Genomic DNA, 17,968 nt, shown 5'->3' on the forward strand with positions numbered 1-17,968 from the left:
GCGTAAATTCACCTTCGATTGGGGGCCGGGCGTGGTTCCCTTCTGTGATGACCTGCTTGGCTGAGAGCACGGGGGCGAGGGACGGGAGCGGAACGATGCCCGGAGTCGGCGTACAGGCCGGAGAGCTCCTGATGTTCCTGCAGGGCCTGCTCTCCGAGTCCCCACGTCGGCGGGCGCTGACCGCCGATCAGGTGACCGACTGGGTGGGGAGCTACTCGGAGGCCGACGGGCGGGTCCTGGCAGGCGTCCTGGCCGTCGCTGCCTGCTCCGAGTCCGACGCGACCGCACTGGAGGCCCAGCTCAACGCCCTCCTCGCGCTGGGCGCGCTCGCGGACGAGGTCTCCGTGTCGTACCTGAAGGAACTCGAAGGGCGGCCGCTCCCGGCAGACCTGTCCGAGTACGTCCACGACCTCCTGCACGAGTGACGGACAGCGTATGGAGTTTCCGGTGAGCACCCCTACGAGCTCCGACACGACGGGGCTCGCCGCCGATCGCGGTCCGCGCGCCGAGGCGGTATCGAAAGGCTGCGCGCCGCTCCTCTGGTCCATTTGCCCGGACGCGGCGTCCGCCCGGACGCCTGGCCGGCTGGGAGAGCCGGCTGTCTGATGCGAACCGGCGAAGAGGGTCTTCTCGAGCTCATACGCGGCAGCGGGCTCGTGGTGGAGGCGGTATTGGGCGACGTGCCCGGGCCGTCCGTGGACGTGGCCTGGCGGGCCGTGGCGGCGGTCGGGGTGGAGCCTGCGGCGGTCTTTCCCCTTGAGGGCGACCACGCGGGGGTGCACGCGCTGTGGCTCCGGCACGCCCTTCAGGGGGATGTCATCGGCGACGACGGGACGTTCCTCCTCACGGCGGTCGTGACCGGCAGCGCGGAGGTCGGGTGGGTGCGCGTGCGGCTGGGCGGCAGTGCCGATGTCTCCCGGCTCGTCGACGACCAAGGGCGCATCGAGTTCGTCGCCCGCTCCCGGTCCGGGCATCGGGTCTGCGGGATCACCGCCGAGGAGTACGGCCACTGGGTCGTGAGCCTGGACATGACGTAACCCCGCTGCCACGGATTCGCCGACGGCAGGACGGGCGCCTTCGACCGCTGGGGCGCGGACGCCCCTCAGGCCGTGAAGGCGGCGACGGCCTCTGCGGTGTCGCGGGGGAGGTTCGCCATCGCCGGGGGCGGCAGGGCGGTGAGCGTCGCGCGGAGGGCGGCATGGAGGTCGGGGAGCGCCGCCCAGGCGGTGGCCGGGGCGCGCACCGCGGCGTGGAGGAGGTCGCCCTCGTGGAAGTACGCGTCCAGCAGCGGATCCTCCAGCAGCAGGCGTACCGCGAGGGGGAGGACGTACGGCAGGGCCACCTGCTGGGAGACGAGCGTGCGCAGGTCCGCCGGCCGGAGTTCCCCCAGCGGGACGGCCCGCAGCGCGTGCACCTTGCGGACCAGGGCCGTCGCGTTGGCGGCGGGCGGGCCCCAGCGGGGCGGGTCGAGGTCGTCGAGGGTGCGGCCGAGGTGGAGGAGGCGGTCCATGGCCCGAACGGTAACGGGGGCTGTCGGTCAGGGCGTCGCGGCGGCGGGCCTCAAGGACTGGCGGTAGGGCGTCGGGGAGACGCCCAGGGTGGCCGGCAGGTGTTGGCGCAGGGGCGCCGAGGTGCCGAAGCCCGCCTGGGCGGCGACCTGGTCCACCGGGAGGGCGGTGGTTTCCAGGAGGCGGCGGGCGGGGTCCACGCGGCATTGGGCTGGCCACTGGCCCGGCGGCCTGCCGACCTCCTCCGCGAAGCGGCGGGCGAAGGTGCGCACGCTCATGCGGGCGTGGTCCGCCGGCCGCGCCGGGGTCAACCGCTCGTCCAGTTGCTGGAGGGCCCAGGCGCGGGCCGGGGCCGTGGTGAACGGCCGGGGGCTAGGACACGGCGGCCCCTTCCAGGAAGGGTTCCAGGGCGGCGCGCAGGGCGGCCGGCTGGTCGTAGTGGACGTAGTGGCCCGCGTCCGGGATCTCGGCGTACTGGCCCGCCGGGAGGACGCGGACCATCTCCTGGGCTTCGGCGCGGCCCAGCTCGCCGTCCAGGGCGCGGACGACGAGGGTGGGGCAGCGGACCTGGGCCAGCTCCTCCCAGTGCGCGTCGTGGACCCAGGTCTCGCGGACGGTCAGCATCTGGCTGCGGGAGAAGAGCGGGCGCCAGCCGTCCGGGGCCCGGTGCATCACCTCGGCGAAGAAGGCGCCCCGGCCGGGGTCGGGGCGCTCGACCCGGGGGTCGTCCTCGCCAAACCAGCGGCGGGCGGCGTCCTGCGTGGGAAAGGGCAGCGGCCAGCGGCGGAACCACTCCTGCCACTCCTGCTGCGAGGCCTCGCCGAGCGCGGAGGCCCGCATGTCGCAGATGACCAGGGCCTGGACCAGATCGGGGCGCCGGGCGGCGAGCTGCCAGCCGGTGAGGGCGCCCATGGAGTGGCCGATGAGGATGACGGGGCCGAGCCCGAGCTGTTCGACGACGGCCTCGGCGTCGGCGACGAAGGCCTCGCGGCTCAGGCGCGCGGGCCGGTCGGGGCCGGGGGCGGGATGGCCGCTGTGGCCGTGGCCGCGCTGGTCGAGGGCGATGACCCGGCGGTGCTCGCCCAGCCAGCGCGCGGTGCCGGCCCAGTGGAGGGCGCGGCCCATCAGACCGTGGAGTAACAGGACCGCCGGTTTCCGTGGCTCGGCGGGCGGGTCCCGGAACTCCCAGGCGGCCAGGCGTACGCCGTCGGCACCTGTGACATCGATGCGCTGTACCACCGGAGATGCACCCCCTTCGCTCCCGGCCAGACTATCGAACCCGCATTCGAAAACGGGCGTCTCGCCGACAACACCGCTCTTTCGAGTGACCTTGCTCAAGGATTGACCGCCGCTGCCGATGGAGATCCTTTCAGCAGGGAGGCGGGCCGCTCGGGGAAGACGGTCCGAAGGGGATGACCTTGAGAGCTCGGGGCTCCAGGTCAGCAAGGGGAGGATCGGTCCCGGCGCCGGAAGGCGCCGGGACCGCCTTGCTTCCGCCGGCCGGCGGCGCCTGGCCGCCGGCCGTCAACACCCTCGGGACGTCAGCCTGACCGCTCCGTCTTCGGCTTCCGCTCTGTCTTCGGCTTCGGCTTCCGCTTCGGCCTCAGCGCTTGGCGACGAACACGTGCGAGGCGATCTCCGCGTCCAGCTCGGCGGCCTCGCCGCCGCTGCCGACCAGCACCCCGCCCGGGGACTCGGTCACGCTCACGACGGAGCCGGGCTGCACGCCCGCCCGGCGCAGCGTGTACATCAGCTGGGCGTCGGTCTGGATCGGCTCGCCGATCCGGCGCACGACCACCGTCTTGCCCTCGGTACCCGGGTCCAGGTCGGACAGGCTCAGCATGCCGTCCTCCAGGAACGGGTCCGCCTCGGCCTTCTCTCCCAGCTCCTCCAGGCCCGGGATCGGGTTCCCGTACGGGGACTCGGTCGGGTGGCGCAGCAGCTCCAGCACCCGCCGCTCCACCGCCTCGCTCATGACGTGCTCCCAGCGGCAGGCCTCCGCGTGCACCTGCTCCCACTCCAGGCCGATGACGTCGACGAGGAGGCACTCCGCGAGGCGGTGCTTGCGCATCACGCGCGTCGCGAGCTTGCGGCCCTCCTCCGTCAGCTCCAGGTGCCGGTCGCTGGCCACCGCGACCAGCCCGTCACGCTCCATGCGCGCCACCGTCTGGCTCACCGTCGGGCCGCTCTGGTCGAGCCGCTCGGCGATCCGGGCGCGCATGGGGACCACACCTTCCTCTTCCAGCTCCAGGATGGTGCGGAGATACATCTCCGTGGTGTCGATCAGTCCGGACATTCGTGCCCCTCGGATTGCGTGCGCTGGCCCTGTCCCCAATTCTGACGCATCGGGCCGACAACCGTCCCGCGTCGAGCACCCCCGAACGTCAAGGCGTGTACGGGACATCCGGCCGGAGCGCGCCCGCAGCCGGATCGACGGCCGTATTGACACGCGCTTGGTCCAGACCGCACGGTGAGCGGCGGACCACGGCGGACCACGGCGGCGGCATCCGCCGCACACCCGACACCCCACACCCTGGAAGGGCCTACGGCGTATGAGCGAGAGCAAGCTGGCCGGGCAGTTCTTCGACGCGGCCATCGGCCTGCTGGAGCGGGTGCGTGACGAGGAGGGCCCGCGGATCAGCGAGGCCGGGACCGTGATCGCCGAGGCCGTGGCCTCCGGGAACCGGCTCTTCGCCTTCGGCGCCGGGCACTCCTCGCTCCCCGCGCAGGACGTGGTCTACCGGGCCGGGGGGCTCGCGCTGATGAACTTCCTCGCCGTCCCCGGCACGGCGGGCGTCGACGTCATGCCGGCGACGCTGGGCAGCGCGCTGGAACGCGTCGACGGGCTCGCCGGGGCGGTCCTGGACAGCAGCCCCGCCTCGGCGGGGGACGTCCTCGTCATCATCTCGCTGTCCGGGCGCAACGCCCTGCCGGTCGAGATGGCGATGAACGCGCGCGCGATCGGGCTGAAGGTCATCGGCGTGACGTCGGTGGCGTACGCGACGGGGACGAAGTCACGGCACGTCTCGGGCACCTTCCTGAAGGACCACTGCGACATCGTGCTCGACAGCAAGATCGCGGTCGGTGACGCCGAGCTGTCGCTGGACGGCATCGACGCGCCGTTCGCTCCCGCGTCGACGGTGGTGACGAGCGCGATCATGCAGGCGGTGATGGCGGCCGCCGCCGGGGAACTGGTGGCGCGGGGGGTGGAGCCGCCGCTGCTGAGGTCGGGGAACGTGGACGGCGGGCACGAGTGGAACGGGCGCGTCATGCAGGAGTACCGGGACCGGATCTTCTTCCGGCACTAGCCCGGTGCCCTGGCCGGCGGGGGCGGGGGGGGTGGCCGCTGCGCGGGGCCGTCCCCTACCCGCCCTTCCACCGTTCCCTGGGGGCTCCGCCCCCAGACCCCCGCGCCTCAAACTCCCCCAGCTACCGCTGGGAGGTGCCCCCAGGCGGGGCTGGAATTCGCGCAGCGAATCAGGCAGGACGGGCGGCCAGCTCGAGGTCCGCCGCCACCCGGGACGCCACCTCCTCCGCGTACAGGGCGTCCGTGCGGTCGAATGCCGGGCGGGACGGACCGCGGAGGAAGGTCAGGGCGCCCAGGGTGCGGCCGCGGCAGCGGAGGACCGCGCACAGGGCGTGCGTCGCGCCCGGAGGCCACTGGCGGGAGCGGGCCCACGCCTCCGCCGCCTCGCCGGCCGGGGCGCTGGCCCGGACCGGGCCGATCCGGTCCAGGGCCTGGAGCGCCGGGTGCGCGGCCTCGTACCGCACCGGGATCGCCCCCGGCCCGGGCAGCAGCACCGCCAGCCCCGACGGGGACACCGCCGAGCGGACCAGGCGCCCGCCCGCGCCCGGCTCCAGTACGTCGAGCAGTACGTGCTCCGCGAAGCCGGCCAGCGCGAAGTCCAGCCGTACGGCGGCCGCCTCCGCCGGGTCCTCGCACTCGGCGGCGGCCCGCCCCGCCCGGTACAGCTGGTGGGCCCGGAACCGCAGCTGCCCGGTGTCCAGCTCGGCCTGCCGGGCCTCGGTGACGTCCTGGAACAGCCACCCCACGCCCAGCGGTACCGGCTCCTCCGCGAGCGGCGACCCCAGCCGCAGGAACCCGCACCGCCAGCACCGCCGCCGCACCCCCTCCGGCGTCCGCACCGACACCCACAGCTCCAGCGGCGCCGGCGGCGCGCCCTCGGCCAGTACGTGCTGGAGCGCGCCCTCCAGTTCCTCGACGCCCTGCTCCAGCAGGTCCCCGAGCGGCCGCCCGAGCAGCGCGCTGCGCCCGGCTCCGAAGGCGCGGGCGGCGTGCGCGTTGACCACCGCCGGGCGCAGGTCCACGTCGACGAGGACGACCCCCCAGGAGGCGTCGTCCATCAGGGCCTCGCTGAGGGCGATGGAGCGTTCCAGGTCGATCTGGGCGTGAACCTCGCTGAAGGCGCAGTAGACCCCGGCCGGTTTCCCGTCGGCGCCGGGCACCCCGGCGGACTGGGTCCGTACGAGGATCCGTCCGCCGTCCTTGGTCAGCAGGGCGAACTCGTGCACCTGCCGGCCCGGCGCGTCCTGCGCGGACATCAGCCGGTCCTGTACGTCCTCCGCGTCGGCGGCCCGGACCGCCCAGCCGGCGAACCCGCGCCGTCCCACCGCCTCGGCGGCGCTCCAGCCGAGGATCCGCTCGGCCTCGCGGTTCCAGTGGGTGATCACGCCGTCGGCGTCGAACGCGCACAGGGCGGCGTCCATCCCGTCGAGCAGCGCTGCGAGCAGATCGTCGGCGGTGTCACTACGTCCGGAAGCACTCACCTGGCACCCCCTGCAGGTGTTCGCGTGTGCGGCACGTCAGATCATTGAACTGGAACGTGACCCAGGCCACACCCGCTTCCCGGAAACCTCCCGGAATGTCCGCCCGGAAACCCGCGCGTTAAATCGCTTGAGGGCTCCGGAACGCCGACCTAGGCTCTGCTTTACACGAGAAGGGAGGTGGTTCCCGAAATGTACGGAAACCGGACGCGTGAGGTGGCTGCGGGCTAAGGGCCCGTCGTCAGCAACGCACCCAGTGCGGTGCCCGGCGGAAACGCCCGGCGCCAATCCCGAGCAGTCACCCGACCCGCGGTCTCGCCGGCACGTCCGGCCGGCTCCTCTCACTGCAGGAGAGGAACCCGAGACCGCGGGTCGCCTGCGTTCAGGGTCACCCCCGCGCGCCGACGGCCCCGCTACGGGCAGAGCCGCTCCACGCGCCACTCGTCGCCCTCCAGCACGTACCGCAGCCGGTCGTGCAGCCGGTTCTCGTGCCCCTGCCAGAACTCCAGCGCGTCGGGCAGCACCCGCAGCCCGCCCCACTCCGGCGGCACCGGCACCTGCTCCCCCTCCGGATACCGCGCCGCCAGCTCCGCGTAACGGCGGTCCAGCTCGGCCCGCGAGCCGATCACCTCGGACTGCGCGCTCGCCCACGCCCCCAGCTGCGAGCCGTGCGGACGCGACCGGAAGTAGGCGGCCGTCTCGTCGCGGCCGATCCGCTCGGCCCGGCCCGTGACGATCACCTGCCGGGCGATCGGGTGCCAGGGGAAGAGCAGCGAGACGTAGGGGTTCTCGTCGATCTCCCGCACCTTGCGGGAGCCGTAGTTGGTGAAGAAGACGAAACCCCGCGAGTCGAACTGCTTCAGCAGCACCGTCCGCGAGCTGGGCCGGCCCCCGGCGGTGGCGGTCGAGACGACCATCGCGTTGGGTTCGAAGAGGTGCGAGTCGGCCGCCTGCTGGAACCACAGGGCGAACTGCGCCATCGGATCGTCGGCGAGGCCCGCCTCCTCGACGATCTCGGAGCGGTACTGCTTGCGCATGACGGCGGGGTCAATGTCCTGATCGGTCACACGGTCATCCTGCCGCAGTACGCCGGGCACCGGTGTGCCGTATGTCACGCTTCCGCACGCCCACCGGAACGGACAAAATCTTGGGGCCGGTCCGAGGGTTCCCGCACGGATGACCTTCGGCCGCGCCGGGCATCAACGGGGATGACCGCGTCGGACCGCGAACCACGCCGGGAACCGCGCGTGTTCGCACTACCTGAGGAGCCGCCTGATGTCCGATTTCGTACCCGGACTCGAAGGGGTCGTCGCGTTCGAGACGGAGATCGCCGAGCCGGACAAGGAAGGCGGATCGCTCCGCTACCGGGGGGTGGACATCGAAGACCTGGTCGGCCACGTCTCCTTCGGGAACGTCTGGGGCCTCCTGGTCGACGGTGCGTTCAACCCCGGCCTGCCCGCCGCCGAACCCTTCCCCATCCCGGTCCACTCCGGCGACATCCGCGTCGACGTGCAGTCCGCGCTGGCCATGCTCGCCCCCGTGTGGGGCCTGAAACCGCTCCTCGACATCGACGAGCGGACCGCCCGCGACGACCTCGCCCGGGCCGCCGTCATGGCGCTGTCGTACGTCGCCCAGTCCGCCCGCGGCCAGGGCCTGCCCATGGTGCCGCAGCGCGAGATCGACAAGGCCGAGTCCGTCGTCGAGCGGTTCATGATCCGCTGGCGGGGCGAGCCCGACCCCAAGCACGTCAAGGCCGTCGACGCCTACTGGACCTCCGCCGCCGAGCACGGCATGAACGCCTCCACCTTCACGGCCCGCGTCATCGCCTCGACGGGAGCCGACGTCGCCGCCGCCCTGTCGGGTGCCGTGGGCGCCATGTCCGGGCCGCTGCACGGCGGCGCGCCGTCCCGCGTCCTGGGCATGATCGAGGAGATCGAGCGCACCGGCGACGCCGTGGCCTACGTGAAGAAGGCCCTCGACAAGGGCGAGCGGCTGATGGGCTTCGGCCACCGCGTCTACCGCGCCGAGGACCCCCGCGCCCGCGTGCTGCGCCGCACCGCCAAGGAGCTGGACGCCCCGCGCTACGAGGTCGCCGCCGCCCTGGAGAAGGCCGCGCTGGAGGAACTGCACGCCCGCCGCCCCGACCGGGTCCTCGCCACCAACGTGGAGTTCTGGGCCGCGATCATGCTGGACTTCGCGGAGGTCCCGGCGCACATGTTCACCTCCATGTTCAGCTGCGCCCGCACCGCCGGCTGGTCGGCGCACATCCTGGAGCAGAAGCGCACGGGCCGCCTGGTGCGGCCGTCGGCGCGGTACGTGGGCCCGGGCCGCCGGGACCCCCGCGACATCGAGGGCTACGCGGACATCGCCGCCACCGCCTGAGGTCCCGCCGTCCTGGGCGCCGCATCCCGAACGGGGTGCGGCGCCTCGCGCGTTCCCGGCCGTTCACCCCAGGGCGGCGTCGATCAGCTTCGACCACTGGGCGACCACGCGGGCCCGGCGGGCCGCGTCGTCGGTCAGGACGTTGGCCAGGCCCAGGCCGCGGGCCATGTCCAGCAGGCCCTGCACGGTCTCCCGTACGCCCGGCAGCGACTCGTCCGCGCCCAGCAGCTCGACGGCGATCCGGTGGGTCTCCCGGCCGACCCGGGCCTCCAGCTCGACGACCTGGGGGCGCAGCTGCTCCTCGTTGGACGCGGCCACCCACAGCTGGAGCGCGGCGCGGAACAGGGCACCCGTGTACAGGTCGACCAGGGCCTCGACGACGGCGGCGCGGGGGCGCGGGGCCGGGGTGGTCTGGAAGAGCTCCCGCAGGGCGGTGGAGCGTTCCTCGGAGACGTACTCGACCGCGGCGGTGAAGAGGGACTCGCGGGTCGGGAAGTGGTGCTGGGCCGCCCCGCGCGAGACGCCGGCGCGTTCGGCGACGACGGCGACGGTGGAACCGGCCCAGCCGTGCTCGGCGAGGCAGGACACGGCCGCCTCCAGCAGGTGGCGCCGGGTGACGCGGCTGCGGGCCTGCTTGGGGACGGGGCCGGTCACCGTACCCATGACGGGTCCCGGCGCTCGAAGCGGGCGGTGATGCCCTCGCGGGCCTCGGCGGAGGCGAACAGCCGCGCGGAGAGCTCCGTCAGGCGGGACCCGTCGCGCTCCAGGGCCTCGCGCACGCCGGCCGCGACCATGGCCTTCGTCTCGGCGAGGGCCTGCGGGGACGCCTTGCGGAGTCCGTCGAGGACGGGGGCGAGGGCGGCGTCGACGTCGTCGGCGGCGTGGAGGGTCAGCAGCCCCGTACGGGCGGCCTCGGCTGCGTCGAAGACCTCGGCGGTCAGGAGGTAGCGGGAGGCGGCGCGGGGGTCGAGGCGCGGCAGCACGGTCATGGAGATGACGGCGGGGGCGAGGCCGAGGTGGGTCTCGGTGAAGGCGTACGAGGACTGCGGCCCGGCGGCGGCGATGTCGCAGGCGCCGAGCAGGCCGAGGCCGCCGGCGCGGACGTGCCCGGTGACGCGGGCGACGACCGGCTTGGGCAGGGCGGTGACCTCGCGGAGCAGGGCGAGGAAGTCCTCGGGGGCGCAGGGGGACTTCAGGTCGGCGCCCGCGCAGAAGGTGTTGCCGGTGTGGGTGAGGAGCACGGCCCGGGTGCCGGGGTCGGCGGCCGCCCCGGCCAGGGCCTCGCGGAGCTCGGCGACGAGCCGGGCGGAGAGCGCGTTGCGGTTGGCCGGGGAGTCGAGGGTGAGGGTGGTGATACCGGTCGCCGCCCGGGCGGCGTGCACGAGTGGGGCCATGTCTCCTCCGGAGGGGTCATAGGGCGGACCCGGCCGGCCCCCCTCGGGGGCAGGGTAGCCCTTGCCCCGGCCGGGCGTTCACCAGCACGGACGCGGCCCTCCCGGCCGGCGGCGAGCCGGGTGGGCGGCGTGCGGGGGTCAGTAGGACTTGGGGAGGCCCAGGGTCTGGTGGGAGACGAAGTTGAGGATCATCTCCCGGCTGACCGGGGCGATGCGGGCGACGCGGGACGCCGTGATCAGGGAGGCGAGGCCGTACTCGCGGGTGAGGCCGTTGCCGCCGAGGGTGTGCACCGCCTGGTCCACCGCCCGGACGCACGCCTCCCCCGCCGCGTACTTCGCCATGTTCGCCGCCTCCCCGGCCCCGGCGTCGTCCCCCGCGTCGTAGAGCCCGGCCGCCTTCCGCATCATCAGGCGGGCTAGTTCCAGATCGATGTGCGCCGCCGCGAGGGGGTGGGCCACGGCCTGGTGGGCGCCGATCGGCTCCTTCCAGACCTGGCGCGTCTTCGCGTACTCCACCGCCCGGCCGAGGGCGTAGCGGCCCATGCCGATGGCGAAGGCCGCCGTCATGACGCGCTCCGGGTTGAGGCCGGCGAAGAGCTGGAGCAGGCCCGCGTCCTCGTCGCCGACCAGTGCGGAGGACGGCAGGCGTACGTCGTCGAGGGTCAGTTCGAACTGCTTCTCCGCCGCCTGGAGTTCCATGTCGATGACCGAGCGGGAGAAGCCGGGGGCGTCCCTCGGAACGATGAACAGGCAGGGCTTGAGGCGGCCCGTACGGGCGTCCTCCGTGCGGCCGACGACGAGGGTGGCGTCGGCGATGTCCACGCCGGAGATGAAGACCTTGCGGCCGGTGAGGATCCAGTCGCCGCCGTCGCGGCGGGCGGTGGTGGTGATGCGGTGGGAGTTGGAGCCGGCGTCGGGCTCGGTGATCCCGAAGGCCATGGTGCGGCTGCCGTCCGCGAGGCCGGGGAGCCAGGCGCTCTTCTGGGCGTCGGTGCCGAAGCGGGCGATGACCGTGCCGCAGATGGCGGGCGAGACCACCATCATGAGGAGGGGACAGCCCGCCGCGCCCAGTTCTTCGAGGACGAGGGAGAGTTCGGCGATGCCACCGCCCCCGCCGCCGTACTCCTCGGGGAGGTTGACGCCGAGGTAGCCGAGCTTGGCGGCGTCCGCCCACAGCTCGTCGGGGTGGCGGCCCTCACGGGCGACGCGGGCGAGGTAGTCGCGGCCGTAGCGCTGCCCGAGGGCGGCTACGGCGGCGCGCAGGGCCTGGTGCTCTTCGGTCTCGATCACTGCTGGTCCTCCTGGACTACGGCGAGCAGGGCGCCGAACTCGACCTGGCGGCCGGTGACGGCGTGGAGCGCGGTGAGCGTGCCGGAGGCGGGGGCGAGGATGCGGTGCTCCATCTTCATGGCCTCCAGCCACAGCAGGGGCTGCCCGGCGGTGACGGTGCTGCCGGGGGCGAGGCCCTCGGCGACGCGGACGACGGTGCCGGGCATGGGGGCGAGCAGGGAGCCCGGTTCGGTGCGGTCCCGGGGATCGGGGAACCGGGGTACGGGCACGAGGGCGTGGGAGCCGAGCACGGAGTCCACGTAGACCGTGTTCGATTTGCGTTTCACGTGGAACATCCGCCGGACGCCCGCCACTTCGAGGGTGACGGCGTCGGGGGTGGCCTCCAGGACACGGACCTGCGGGTCCTCCACCGGGTCGTAGCGGGCCTCGTACTCGGTGCCGGCCACCGTGTAGCGGCGGGTCCGGGGCTGGGAGCGGAGGTTGCGCCAGCCGCCGAGGCGGGCGGCGAGGGGGGCGCCGGGGGCCGGCGCCGCTTCGGCGAGGGCCGCGGCCAGGCAGGCGAGCGCGGGGTCCGGGGCGGCTTCGACGAGGGCGTCGAGGTGGCGTTCGTAGAAGCCGGTGTCGAGCCGGGCGGCGGTGAACTCGGGGTGGCGCAGGGAGCGTACGAGGAGGTCGCGGTTGGTGGTCAGGCCGTGGATCCGGGCCCGGGACAGGGCGTCCGCGAGGATCCGGACCGCCTCCGCGCGGGTCGGGGCGTGGGCGACGACCTTGGCGAGCATGGGGTCGTAGTGGACGCCGACGGCGTCCCCGGCGGTGAAGCCGGTGTCGACGCGGACGTGGCCGGGAAGGTCGAGGGTGTGCAGCACCCCGGTCTGCGGGCGCCAGTCGTGGGCCGGGTCCTCCGCGTAGAGGCGGGCCTCGACGGCGTGGCCGGAGGGCGGGGGCGGGGTGAGGGGCAGGGGCCGGCCCTCGGCGAGGCGCAGCTGGAGGGCGACCAGGTCGAGGCCGAAGACCGCTTCGGTGACGGGGTGTTCCACCTGGAGGCGGGTGTTCATCTCGAGGAAGTACGGACGGCCGTCGGCGCCGACGAGGAACTCGACGGTGCCCGCGCCCCGGTAGGAGACCGCGCGGGCGGCGGCGACGGCGGCCGTGTGCAGGGTCTCGCGCAGGGTGTCCGGCAGGCCGGGGGCGGGGGCCTCCTCGATGACCTTCTGGTGGCGCCGCTGGAGGGAGCAGTCCCGGGTGCCGAGTGCCCAGACGGTGCCGTGGGCGTCGGCGAGGACCTGCACCTCGACGTGCCGTCCGCGTTCCACGTACGGCTCGGCGAAGACCTCGTCGTCCCCGAAGGCCGAGAGGGCCTCGGCCCGGGCCGCCTCCAGGGACTCCTTGAGGGAGTCGAGGTCGCGTACGACGCGCATCCCGCGGCCGCCGCCGCCCGCCGCGGCCTTGAGCAGGAGCGGCAGGTCGGCGGCAGTGGCGGCGGCCGGGTCGACGGGGTCGAGGAGGGGGACGCCGGCGGCGCGCACGAGCTCCTTGGCCCGGGTCTTGGAGGCCATGGCCTCGATGGCCTCGGGCGGCGGGCCGACCCAGGCCAGGCCGGCGTCCAGGACCTGCCGGGCGAAGCCGGCGTTCTCGGAGAGGAAGCCGTACCCGGGGTGCACGGCGTCGGCACCGGCCGCGCGGGCCGCTGCGATCAGCCGGTCGCCGCGCAGGTAGGTGTCGGCGGGCGCGGCTCCGGGCAGCCGGACGGCCGCGTCGGCGTGGCGGACGTGCAGGGCGTCGGCGTCGGGGTCGGAGTGGACGGCGACCGTGGACAGGCCCAGTTCGCGGGCCGTGCGGAAGATCCGGACGGCGATCTCGCCCCGGTTGGCGACGAGGAGGGAGGTGATCGGTGCGGTCATCTGGGGCTCACATCCGGAAGACGCCGAAGCCGCCGCGGGCGCCCTCGACGGGGGCGTTGTGGACGGCCGAGAGGCACAGGCCGAGGACGGTACGGGTGTCGCGGGGGTCGATGACGCCGTCGTCGTACAGCCGCCCGGAGAGGAAGAGGGGCAGGGACTCGGACTCGATCTGGGCCTCCACGAAGGCCCGCATCCCGGCGTCCTGTTCCTCGTCGTAGGGCAGTCCCCGGGCGGCGGCGGACTGGCGGGAGACGATCGACAGCACCCCGGCGAGCTGCTGGGGGCCCATGACGGCGGACTTGGCACTGGGCCAGGCGAAGAGGAACCGGGGTTCGTAGGCGCGTCCGCACATGCCGTAGTGGCCGGCGCCGTAGCTCGCGCCGATGAGGACGGACAGGTGCGGGACACGGGAGTTGGACACCGCGTTGATCATCATCGAGCCGTGTTTGACGATGCCGCCCTGCTCGTACTCCTTGCCCACCATGTAACCGGTCGTGTTGTGGAGGAAGAGGAGCGGGATGTCGCGCTGGTTGGCGAGCTGGATGAACTGGGCGGCCTTCTGCGACTCGGCGCTGAACAGCACGCCCTGCGCGTTGGCGAGGATGCCGACCGGGTAGCCGTGCAGGGCGGCCCAGCCGGTGACGAGGCTGGTGCCGTAGAGGGGCTTGAACTCGTCGAAGTCGGAGGCGTCGACGATGCGGGCGATGACCTCGCGCGGGTCGAAGGGGGTCTTGAGGTCGGGCGGGACGATCCCGAGGAGTTCCTCCGGGTCGTACAGCGGCTCCTCGGCCCGGGGCGGCTCGGCGTACGGCTTGCGGTGGTTGAGCCGGGCCACGATGCGGCGGGCCTGGCGGATGGCGTCGTACTCGTCGAGGGCGTAGTGGTCGGCGAGGCCGGAGACGCGGGCGTGCATGTCGGCGCCGCCGAGGGACTCGTCGTCGCTCTCCTCGCCGGTGGCCATCTTGACCAGGGGCGGACCGCCGAGGAACACCTTGGAACGGTCCTTGATCATGACGGTGTGGTCGGACATCCCCGGGATGTACGCCCCGCCGGCGGTGGAGTTGCCGAAGACGACGGCGACGGTCGGGATGCCGGCGGCGGAGAGCCGGGTCAGGTCGCGGAAGACCGCCCCGCCCGGGATGAAGATCTCCTTCTGGGAGGGCAGGTCCGCGCCGCCGGACTCGACCAGGCTGACGCACGGCAGCCGGTTCCGCAGGGCGATCTCGTTGGCCCGCAGCGCCTTCTTCAGCGTCCACGGGTTGCTGGCGCCGCCCCGGACCGTGGGGTCGTTGGCGGTGATCAGGCACTCGACGCCCTCGACGGTGCCGATGCCGGTGACCATCGAGGCGCCAACCGGATAGTCGCTGCCCCAGGCGGCCAGCGGGGACAGCTCCAGGAAGGGGGTGTCGGGGTCGAGGAGCAGCTCGATCCGCTCGCGCGGCAGCAGCTTGCCGCGGTCGCGGTGCCGGGCGGTGTACTTCTCCCCGCCGCCGGCGAGGGCCTTGGCGTGTTCGGCGTCGAGCTCCGCGAGCCGCTCCAGGGCGGCGGTACGGGCCCGCGCGTGCTCGGCGGCGTGCGGGTCGACGGTGGTTCCGAGGCGGGTCATCGGGTCCCCTCAGGAGCGGGTGTCGGGCTGTCGGGACCTCCGCCACCGCGGGGGAGGAGGTGGGCCGGGACGTCGAGGTGGCGGGCGCGCAGCCATTCGCCGAGGGCCTTGGCCTGCGGGTCGAAGCGGTGCCCGGAGGCGACGCCGTCGCCGAGGAGGCCGGTGACGGTGAAGTTCAGGGCGCGCAGGTTCGGCAGCTCGTGGCGGGTTACCTCCAGGGGGGCCGTCTCCGGGAGCAGCGCCTTGAAGGCTTCGACGGTGAGGGCCTCCCGAGCCCACTCCCAGGCCGGGCCGCTCTCGGCCCACACCCCGACGTTGGCGTCCCCGCCCTTGTCGCCGCTGCGAGCCCCGAGGATCCTGCCCAGCGCCACCCTGCGGGTGGCCCCCGCCCGATGCGCCGCGGTGGCCGGCGGCGGGGGCCCCGCGGGGCCCGGACCTTGGCCGGGGGGAGCCCCGGGCGGGGCGGGTTCGCGCTGTCCGGGGTCGCCCGCCCCGGTGTCGGGAAGGGGCGCGGCGGGGGCCTGGCTCCGCGCGGCGGGGGCCTGGCTCCGCGCGGCGGGCACCGGCAGGCGGGTGCCGTCCGGCAGGACCGCCGTGTGGGGGACCGCATCCGTCGCCACGGCGGTCGCGGTGAAGACGCCGTACGGCTGTGCGGCGGCCGGCGGGGCCGTGACGTGGAAGCCCGGGTAGCTGGCCAGGGCCAGTTCGATGGCCGCGGAGGTCAGGGGCCGTCCCACTCGGTCGGGCGACGGATCGCGGACCACCAGCCGCAGCAGCGCGCTCGCCGCCTCCTGCGTCTCCGCGTCCTCGTGGTCCGTACGGGCCAGCGTCCACTCGGCGCTGGACACCCCGGCCAGGAGCCCGGCCAGTTGCGCGCGCACCAGGGCCGCCTTCGCCTCGACGTCCAGGCCGGTCAGGACGAAGACCACCTCGTTGCGCCAGCCGCCGATCCGGGTCACGCCCGCCTTGAGGGTGCCGGGCGGGGCCTCGCCCCGGACGCCGGAGATCGCCACCCTGTCCGTGTCCGCCGCGGACAACCGGACCGTGTCCAGGCGGGCCGTCACGTCGGGGCCCAGGTAGCGCACGCCCTGGGTCTCGTAGAGGAGTTGGGCGGTGACCGTGCCGACCGTCACGGCCCCGCCGGTGCCGGAGTGCTTGGTGATGACCGAGGATCCGTCCTCCGCTATCTCGGCCAGCGGGAAGCCCGGCCGGGAGACGTCGTACCGCGTGAAGAAGGAGTAGTTGCCGCCGGTGGCCTGCGTGCCGCACTCCAGGACGTGGCCCGCGACCACCGCGCCCGCCAGCCGGTCGTAGTCCTGCGGGCCCCAGTCGAACCACCAGGCGGCCGGCCCGCTGACCAGCGCGGCGTCCGTGACCCGGCCGGTCACCACCACGTCCGCTCCGGCCCGCAGGCAGGCGGTGATCCCGGCGCCGCCCAGGTAGGCGTTGGCGGTGAGCGCGTCCTGCCCGTACGGCATCAGGTCGTCGCCCTCGACGTGCGCGACGGAGACGGGCACCCCCACCTTCGCGGCCAGCGCCCGCACCGCCGCCGCCAGCCCGGCCGGGTTCAGCCCGCCGGCGTTCGTCACGATCCGCACGCCCCGGTCGTGCGCCAGCCCGAGGCCCTCCTCCAGCTGCTTCAGGAAGGTCTTCGCGTAGCCGAGGTCCGGGTTCTTCAGGCGGTCCCGGCCCAGGATCAGCATGGTGAGCTCGGCGAGGTAGTCGCCGGTCAGCACGTCCAGCGGGCCGCCCGTCAGCATCTCGCGCACGGCGTCGAACCGGTCCCCGTAGAAGCCCGACGCGTTCCCGACGCGCAGCGCCCGCCGCGTCACCGCCCGCCGCCCAGGGGGTCGGCGGCCAGCGGGTCGGCGGCATGCGGGTCGGCGGCATGCGGGGTGCTGCCCCGCGGGTCGCGGCCCTGGCCCGCCGGGCCGGCGAAGGCCTGGGCGATGTCGAGCCAGCGGTCGGCGTCGGGCCCGGTCGCGGTGAGGGCGAGGTCGGCGCGGTGGGCGCGCTGCGTGACCAGCAAGCAGAAGTCCAGCGCCGGCCCGGTGATCCGCTGCGGGGCGTCCGCCGGCCCGTACGCCCACACCCCGGTCCCGTCCGGAGCGGTCAGCTCCACCCGGAACTCCCCCTCCGGCACCGGCAGTCCCCGTACCGCGTACGCGTAGTCGCGCGCCCGGACCCCGATCCGCGCGACGTGCCGCAGCCGGGCCGTGGGGGTGCGCGGCACGCCGAGCGCGTCGGCCACGTCCTGGCCGTGCGCCCAGGTCTCCATGAGCCGGGCACTCGCCATCGACGCGGCCTTCATGGGCGGCCCGTACCAGGGGAACCGGGCGTCGGGCGAGGCCGCAGCGAGCGCCTCGTCGAGCGCGGCCCGGCCCTCGCGCCACCGGACGAGCAGTTCCGCGGGCTCCAGCGCGGCACCCTCCTCCGCGCCTTCGTCGACGAACGACCCGGGGGCCTTCAACGCCTCCTCCACCATCCGCGCGAAGCCCTCCGCGTCGGTGAGGGCGAGCAGCGCGGCCCGGTCGGTCCAGTGCAGGTGGGCGATCTGGTGGGCGACGCTCCAGCCGGGCGCGGGCGTCGACCACGCCCAGGCCGGCTCCGGCAACTGCGCGACGAGCGAGTGGAGTTCGCGCCCCTCCTCGCGGAGGTCGGCGAGGAGGCCGGCGAAGACGTCGGCGGCCGTGACTGCGGTCGCGGTGACTGCGGTGGCGGTGACTGCGGTGGCGGTTGCCGCGGTGGCGGTGGCGGACCGGTCTTCGGCGGACGGATCGGGCACGGCGTGCTCCCCTCTCGGCGTGGGGGGAAGCCTGGCAGCCTCCGCTAAAACAATCAAGCGTGCTTGCATTATTTTCTCGAGCCGCGTCCGGATCCCGCCACTCCACCCAATTCCGCTCCCCTGAAGCCCACTTGATCCGAACAGGCCATCACGCAAGGCCCGGCCCAGGGCGGGCCCGCAACGCCCCCCGACACCCCGGAGACGATCAGGGGCGGTTCCGGCCGTACGCCGGGAACGCGCCCTGCACGCGCCCCGCGTGCGCCGATACTGGGTGCTCCCCGCCCGCGCCGCCGCCGCGCCGGGCGGCCACCGCCCCG

The 17,968-nt window shown here is 74.2% G+C and carries 17 protein-coding genes; 4 read left to right on the top strand and 13 right to left on the bottom strand.

The window, feature by feature from the left end:
- Window positions 1-95 precede the first annotated feature (95 nt).
- Together ABD973_RS14050 and ABD973_RS14055 are read left to right on the top strand one after the other, a co-directional pair.
- Complete coding sequence (locus ABD973_RS14050; protein WP_345500230.1) at window positions 96-425, top strand: hypothetical protein; 330 nt, start codon at window positions 96-98, stop codon at window positions 423-425.
- A gap of 180 nt (window positions 426-605) precedes the next feature.
- Window positions 606-1,037 carry a hypothetical protein gene (locus ABD973_RS14055; protein WP_345500231.1) on the top strand — a complete coding sequence of 144 codons (432 nt, stop codon included), beginning with the start codon at window positions 606-608 and terminating at the stop codon, window positions 1,035-1,037.
- Window positions 1,038-1,102: 65 nt separating this feature from the next.
- Here ABD973_RS14055 and ABD973_RS14060 read toward each other — a convergent pair whose 3' ends face one another.
- The 4 genes from ABD973_RS14060 to ABD973_RS14075 all read right to left on the bottom strand — a co-directional run bounded on the left by ABD973_RS14060 (window position 1,103) and on the right by ABD973_RS14075 (window position 3,804).
- Window positions 1,103-1,510: a contact-dependent growth inhibition system immunity protein gene (locus ABD973_RS14060; protein WP_345500232.1), complete on the bottom strand. Its 408-nt coding sequence runs from the start codon at window positions 1,508-1,510 to the stop codon at window positions 1,103-1,105.
- Between the two features lie 27 nt (window positions 1,511-1,537).
- Entirely contained in the window at window positions 1,538-1,819 is a 282-nt protein-coding gene (locus tag ABD973_RS14065) for a helix-turn-helix domain-containing protein (protein WP_345500233.1), read from the bottom strand.
- Window positions 1,820-1,880: 61 nt separating this feature from the next.
- The gene (locus ABD973_RS14070) at window positions 1,881-2,747 is read right to left on the bottom strand and encodes an alpha/beta fold hydrolase (RefSeq protein ID WP_125821959.1); all 867 of its coding nucleotides are present in this window, start codon (window positions 2,745-2,747) and stop codon (window positions 1,881-1,883) included.
- Window positions 2,748-3,111: 364 nt separating this feature from the next.
- Window positions 3,112-3,804, bottom strand: coding sequence for an iron-dependent transcriptional repressor DtxR (locus ABD973_RS14075; RefSeq protein WP_125603124.1), 693 nt, complete (start codon window positions 3,802-3,804; stop codon window positions 3,112-3,114).
- A gap of 256 nt (window positions 3,805-4,060) precedes the next feature.
- On the opposite strand from ABD973_RS14075, the gene ABD973_RS14080 reads away from it, so the two are divergent.
- On the top strand, window positions 4,061-4,816 hold the full coding sequence (locus tag ABD973_RS14080; RefSeq protein ID WP_125603123.1) for an SIS domain-containing protein: 756 nt from the start codon (window positions 4,061-4,063) through the stop codon (window positions 4,814-4,816).
- Window positions 4,817-4,985: 169 nt separating this feature from the next.
- On the opposite strand, the gene ABD973_RS14085 is transcribed toward ABD973_RS14080, so the two are convergent.
- Window positions 4,986-6,296, bottom strand: a complete 1,311-nt coding sequence (locus tag ABD973_RS14085; RefSeq protein WP_345500234.1) for a PAS domain-containing protein — start codon at window positions 6,294-6,296, stop codon at window positions 4,986-4,988.
- Window positions 6,297-6,706: 410 nt separating this feature from the next.
- A complete protein-coding gene (gene pdxH, locus ABD973_RS14090; protein ID WP_241253584.1) occupies window positions 6,707-7,330 on the bottom strand; it encodes a pyridoxamine 5'-phosphate oxidase in 624 nt (207 codons plus the stop codon).
- 238 nt (window positions 7,331-7,568) lie between these two features.
- Here pdxH and ABD973_RS14095 point away from each other — a divergent pair, with 238 nt between their 5' ends.
- Window positions 7,569-8,675, top strand: coding sequence for a citrate synthase 2 (locus ABD973_RS14095; RefSeq protein ID WP_125603705.1), 1,107 nt, complete (start codon window positions 7,569-7,571; stop codon window positions 8,673-8,675).
- Window positions 8,676-8,738: 63 nt separating this feature from the next.
- Here the strand turns inward: ABD973_RS14095 and ABD973_RS14100 are convergent, their stop codons facing one another.
- From ABD973_RS14100 to ABD973_RS14130, 7 genes are all read right to left on the bottom strand, one after another.
- Window positions 8,739-9,338, bottom strand: a complete 600-nt coding sequence (locus ABD973_RS14100; protein WP_125821957.1) for a TetR/AcrR family transcriptional regulator — start codon at window positions 9,336-9,338, stop codon at window positions 8,739-8,741.
- A complete protein-coding gene (locus ABD973_RS14105) occupies window positions 9,326-10,069 on the bottom strand; it encodes an enoyl-CoA hydratase family protein (RefSeq protein ID WP_125821956.1) in 744 nt (247 codons plus the stop codon). The genes ABD973_RS14100 and ABD973_RS14105 overlap by 13 nt, the downstream gene beginning before the upstream one ends.
- A 138-nt stretch (window positions 10,070-10,207) precedes the next feature.
- Entirely contained in the window at window positions 10,208-11,359 is a 1,152-nt protein-coding gene (locus ABD973_RS14110) for an acyl-CoA dehydrogenase family protein (protein WP_345500235.1), read from the bottom strand.
- Entirely contained in the window at window positions 11,356-13,260 is a 1,905-nt protein-coding gene (locus ABD973_RS14115; RefSeq protein ID WP_125821954.1) for an ATP-binding protein, read from the bottom strand. The genes ABD973_RS14110 and ABD973_RS14115 overlap by 4 nt, the downstream gene beginning before the upstream one ends.
- A 7-nt stretch (window positions 13,261-13,267) precedes the next feature.
- Window positions 13,268-14,866 (bottom strand): acyl-CoA carboxylase subunit beta, encoded by a 1,599-nt coding sequence (locus tag ABD973_RS14120; protein ID WP_345500236.1) that lies wholly within the window; start codon window positions 14,864-14,866, stop codon window positions 13,268-13,270.
- Window positions 14,863-16,626 (bottom strand): acyclic terpene utilization AtuA family protein, encoded by a 1,764-nt coding sequence (locus ABD973_RS14125; RefSeq protein ID WP_386382158.1) that lies wholly within the window; start codon window positions 16,624-16,626, stop codon window positions 14,863-14,865. The genes ABD973_RS14120 and ABD973_RS14125 overlap by 4 nt, the downstream gene beginning before the upstream one ends.
- A 68-nt stretch (window positions 16,627-16,694) precedes the next feature.
- Window positions 16,695-17,480 carry a TIGR03084 family metal-binding protein gene (locus ABD973_RS14130; RefSeq protein WP_386382155.1) on the bottom strand — a complete coding sequence of 262 codons (786 nt, stop codon included), beginning with the start codon at window positions 17,478-17,480 and terminating at the stop codon, window positions 16,695-16,697.
- Window positions 17,481-17,968: the final 488 nt, after the last annotated feature.

The sequence above is a fragment of the Streptomyces racemochromogenes genome (assembly GCF_039535215.1).
GTDB lineage: Bacteria > Actinomycetota > Actinomycetes > Streptomycetales > Streptomycetaceae > Streptomyces > Streptomyces racemochromogenes.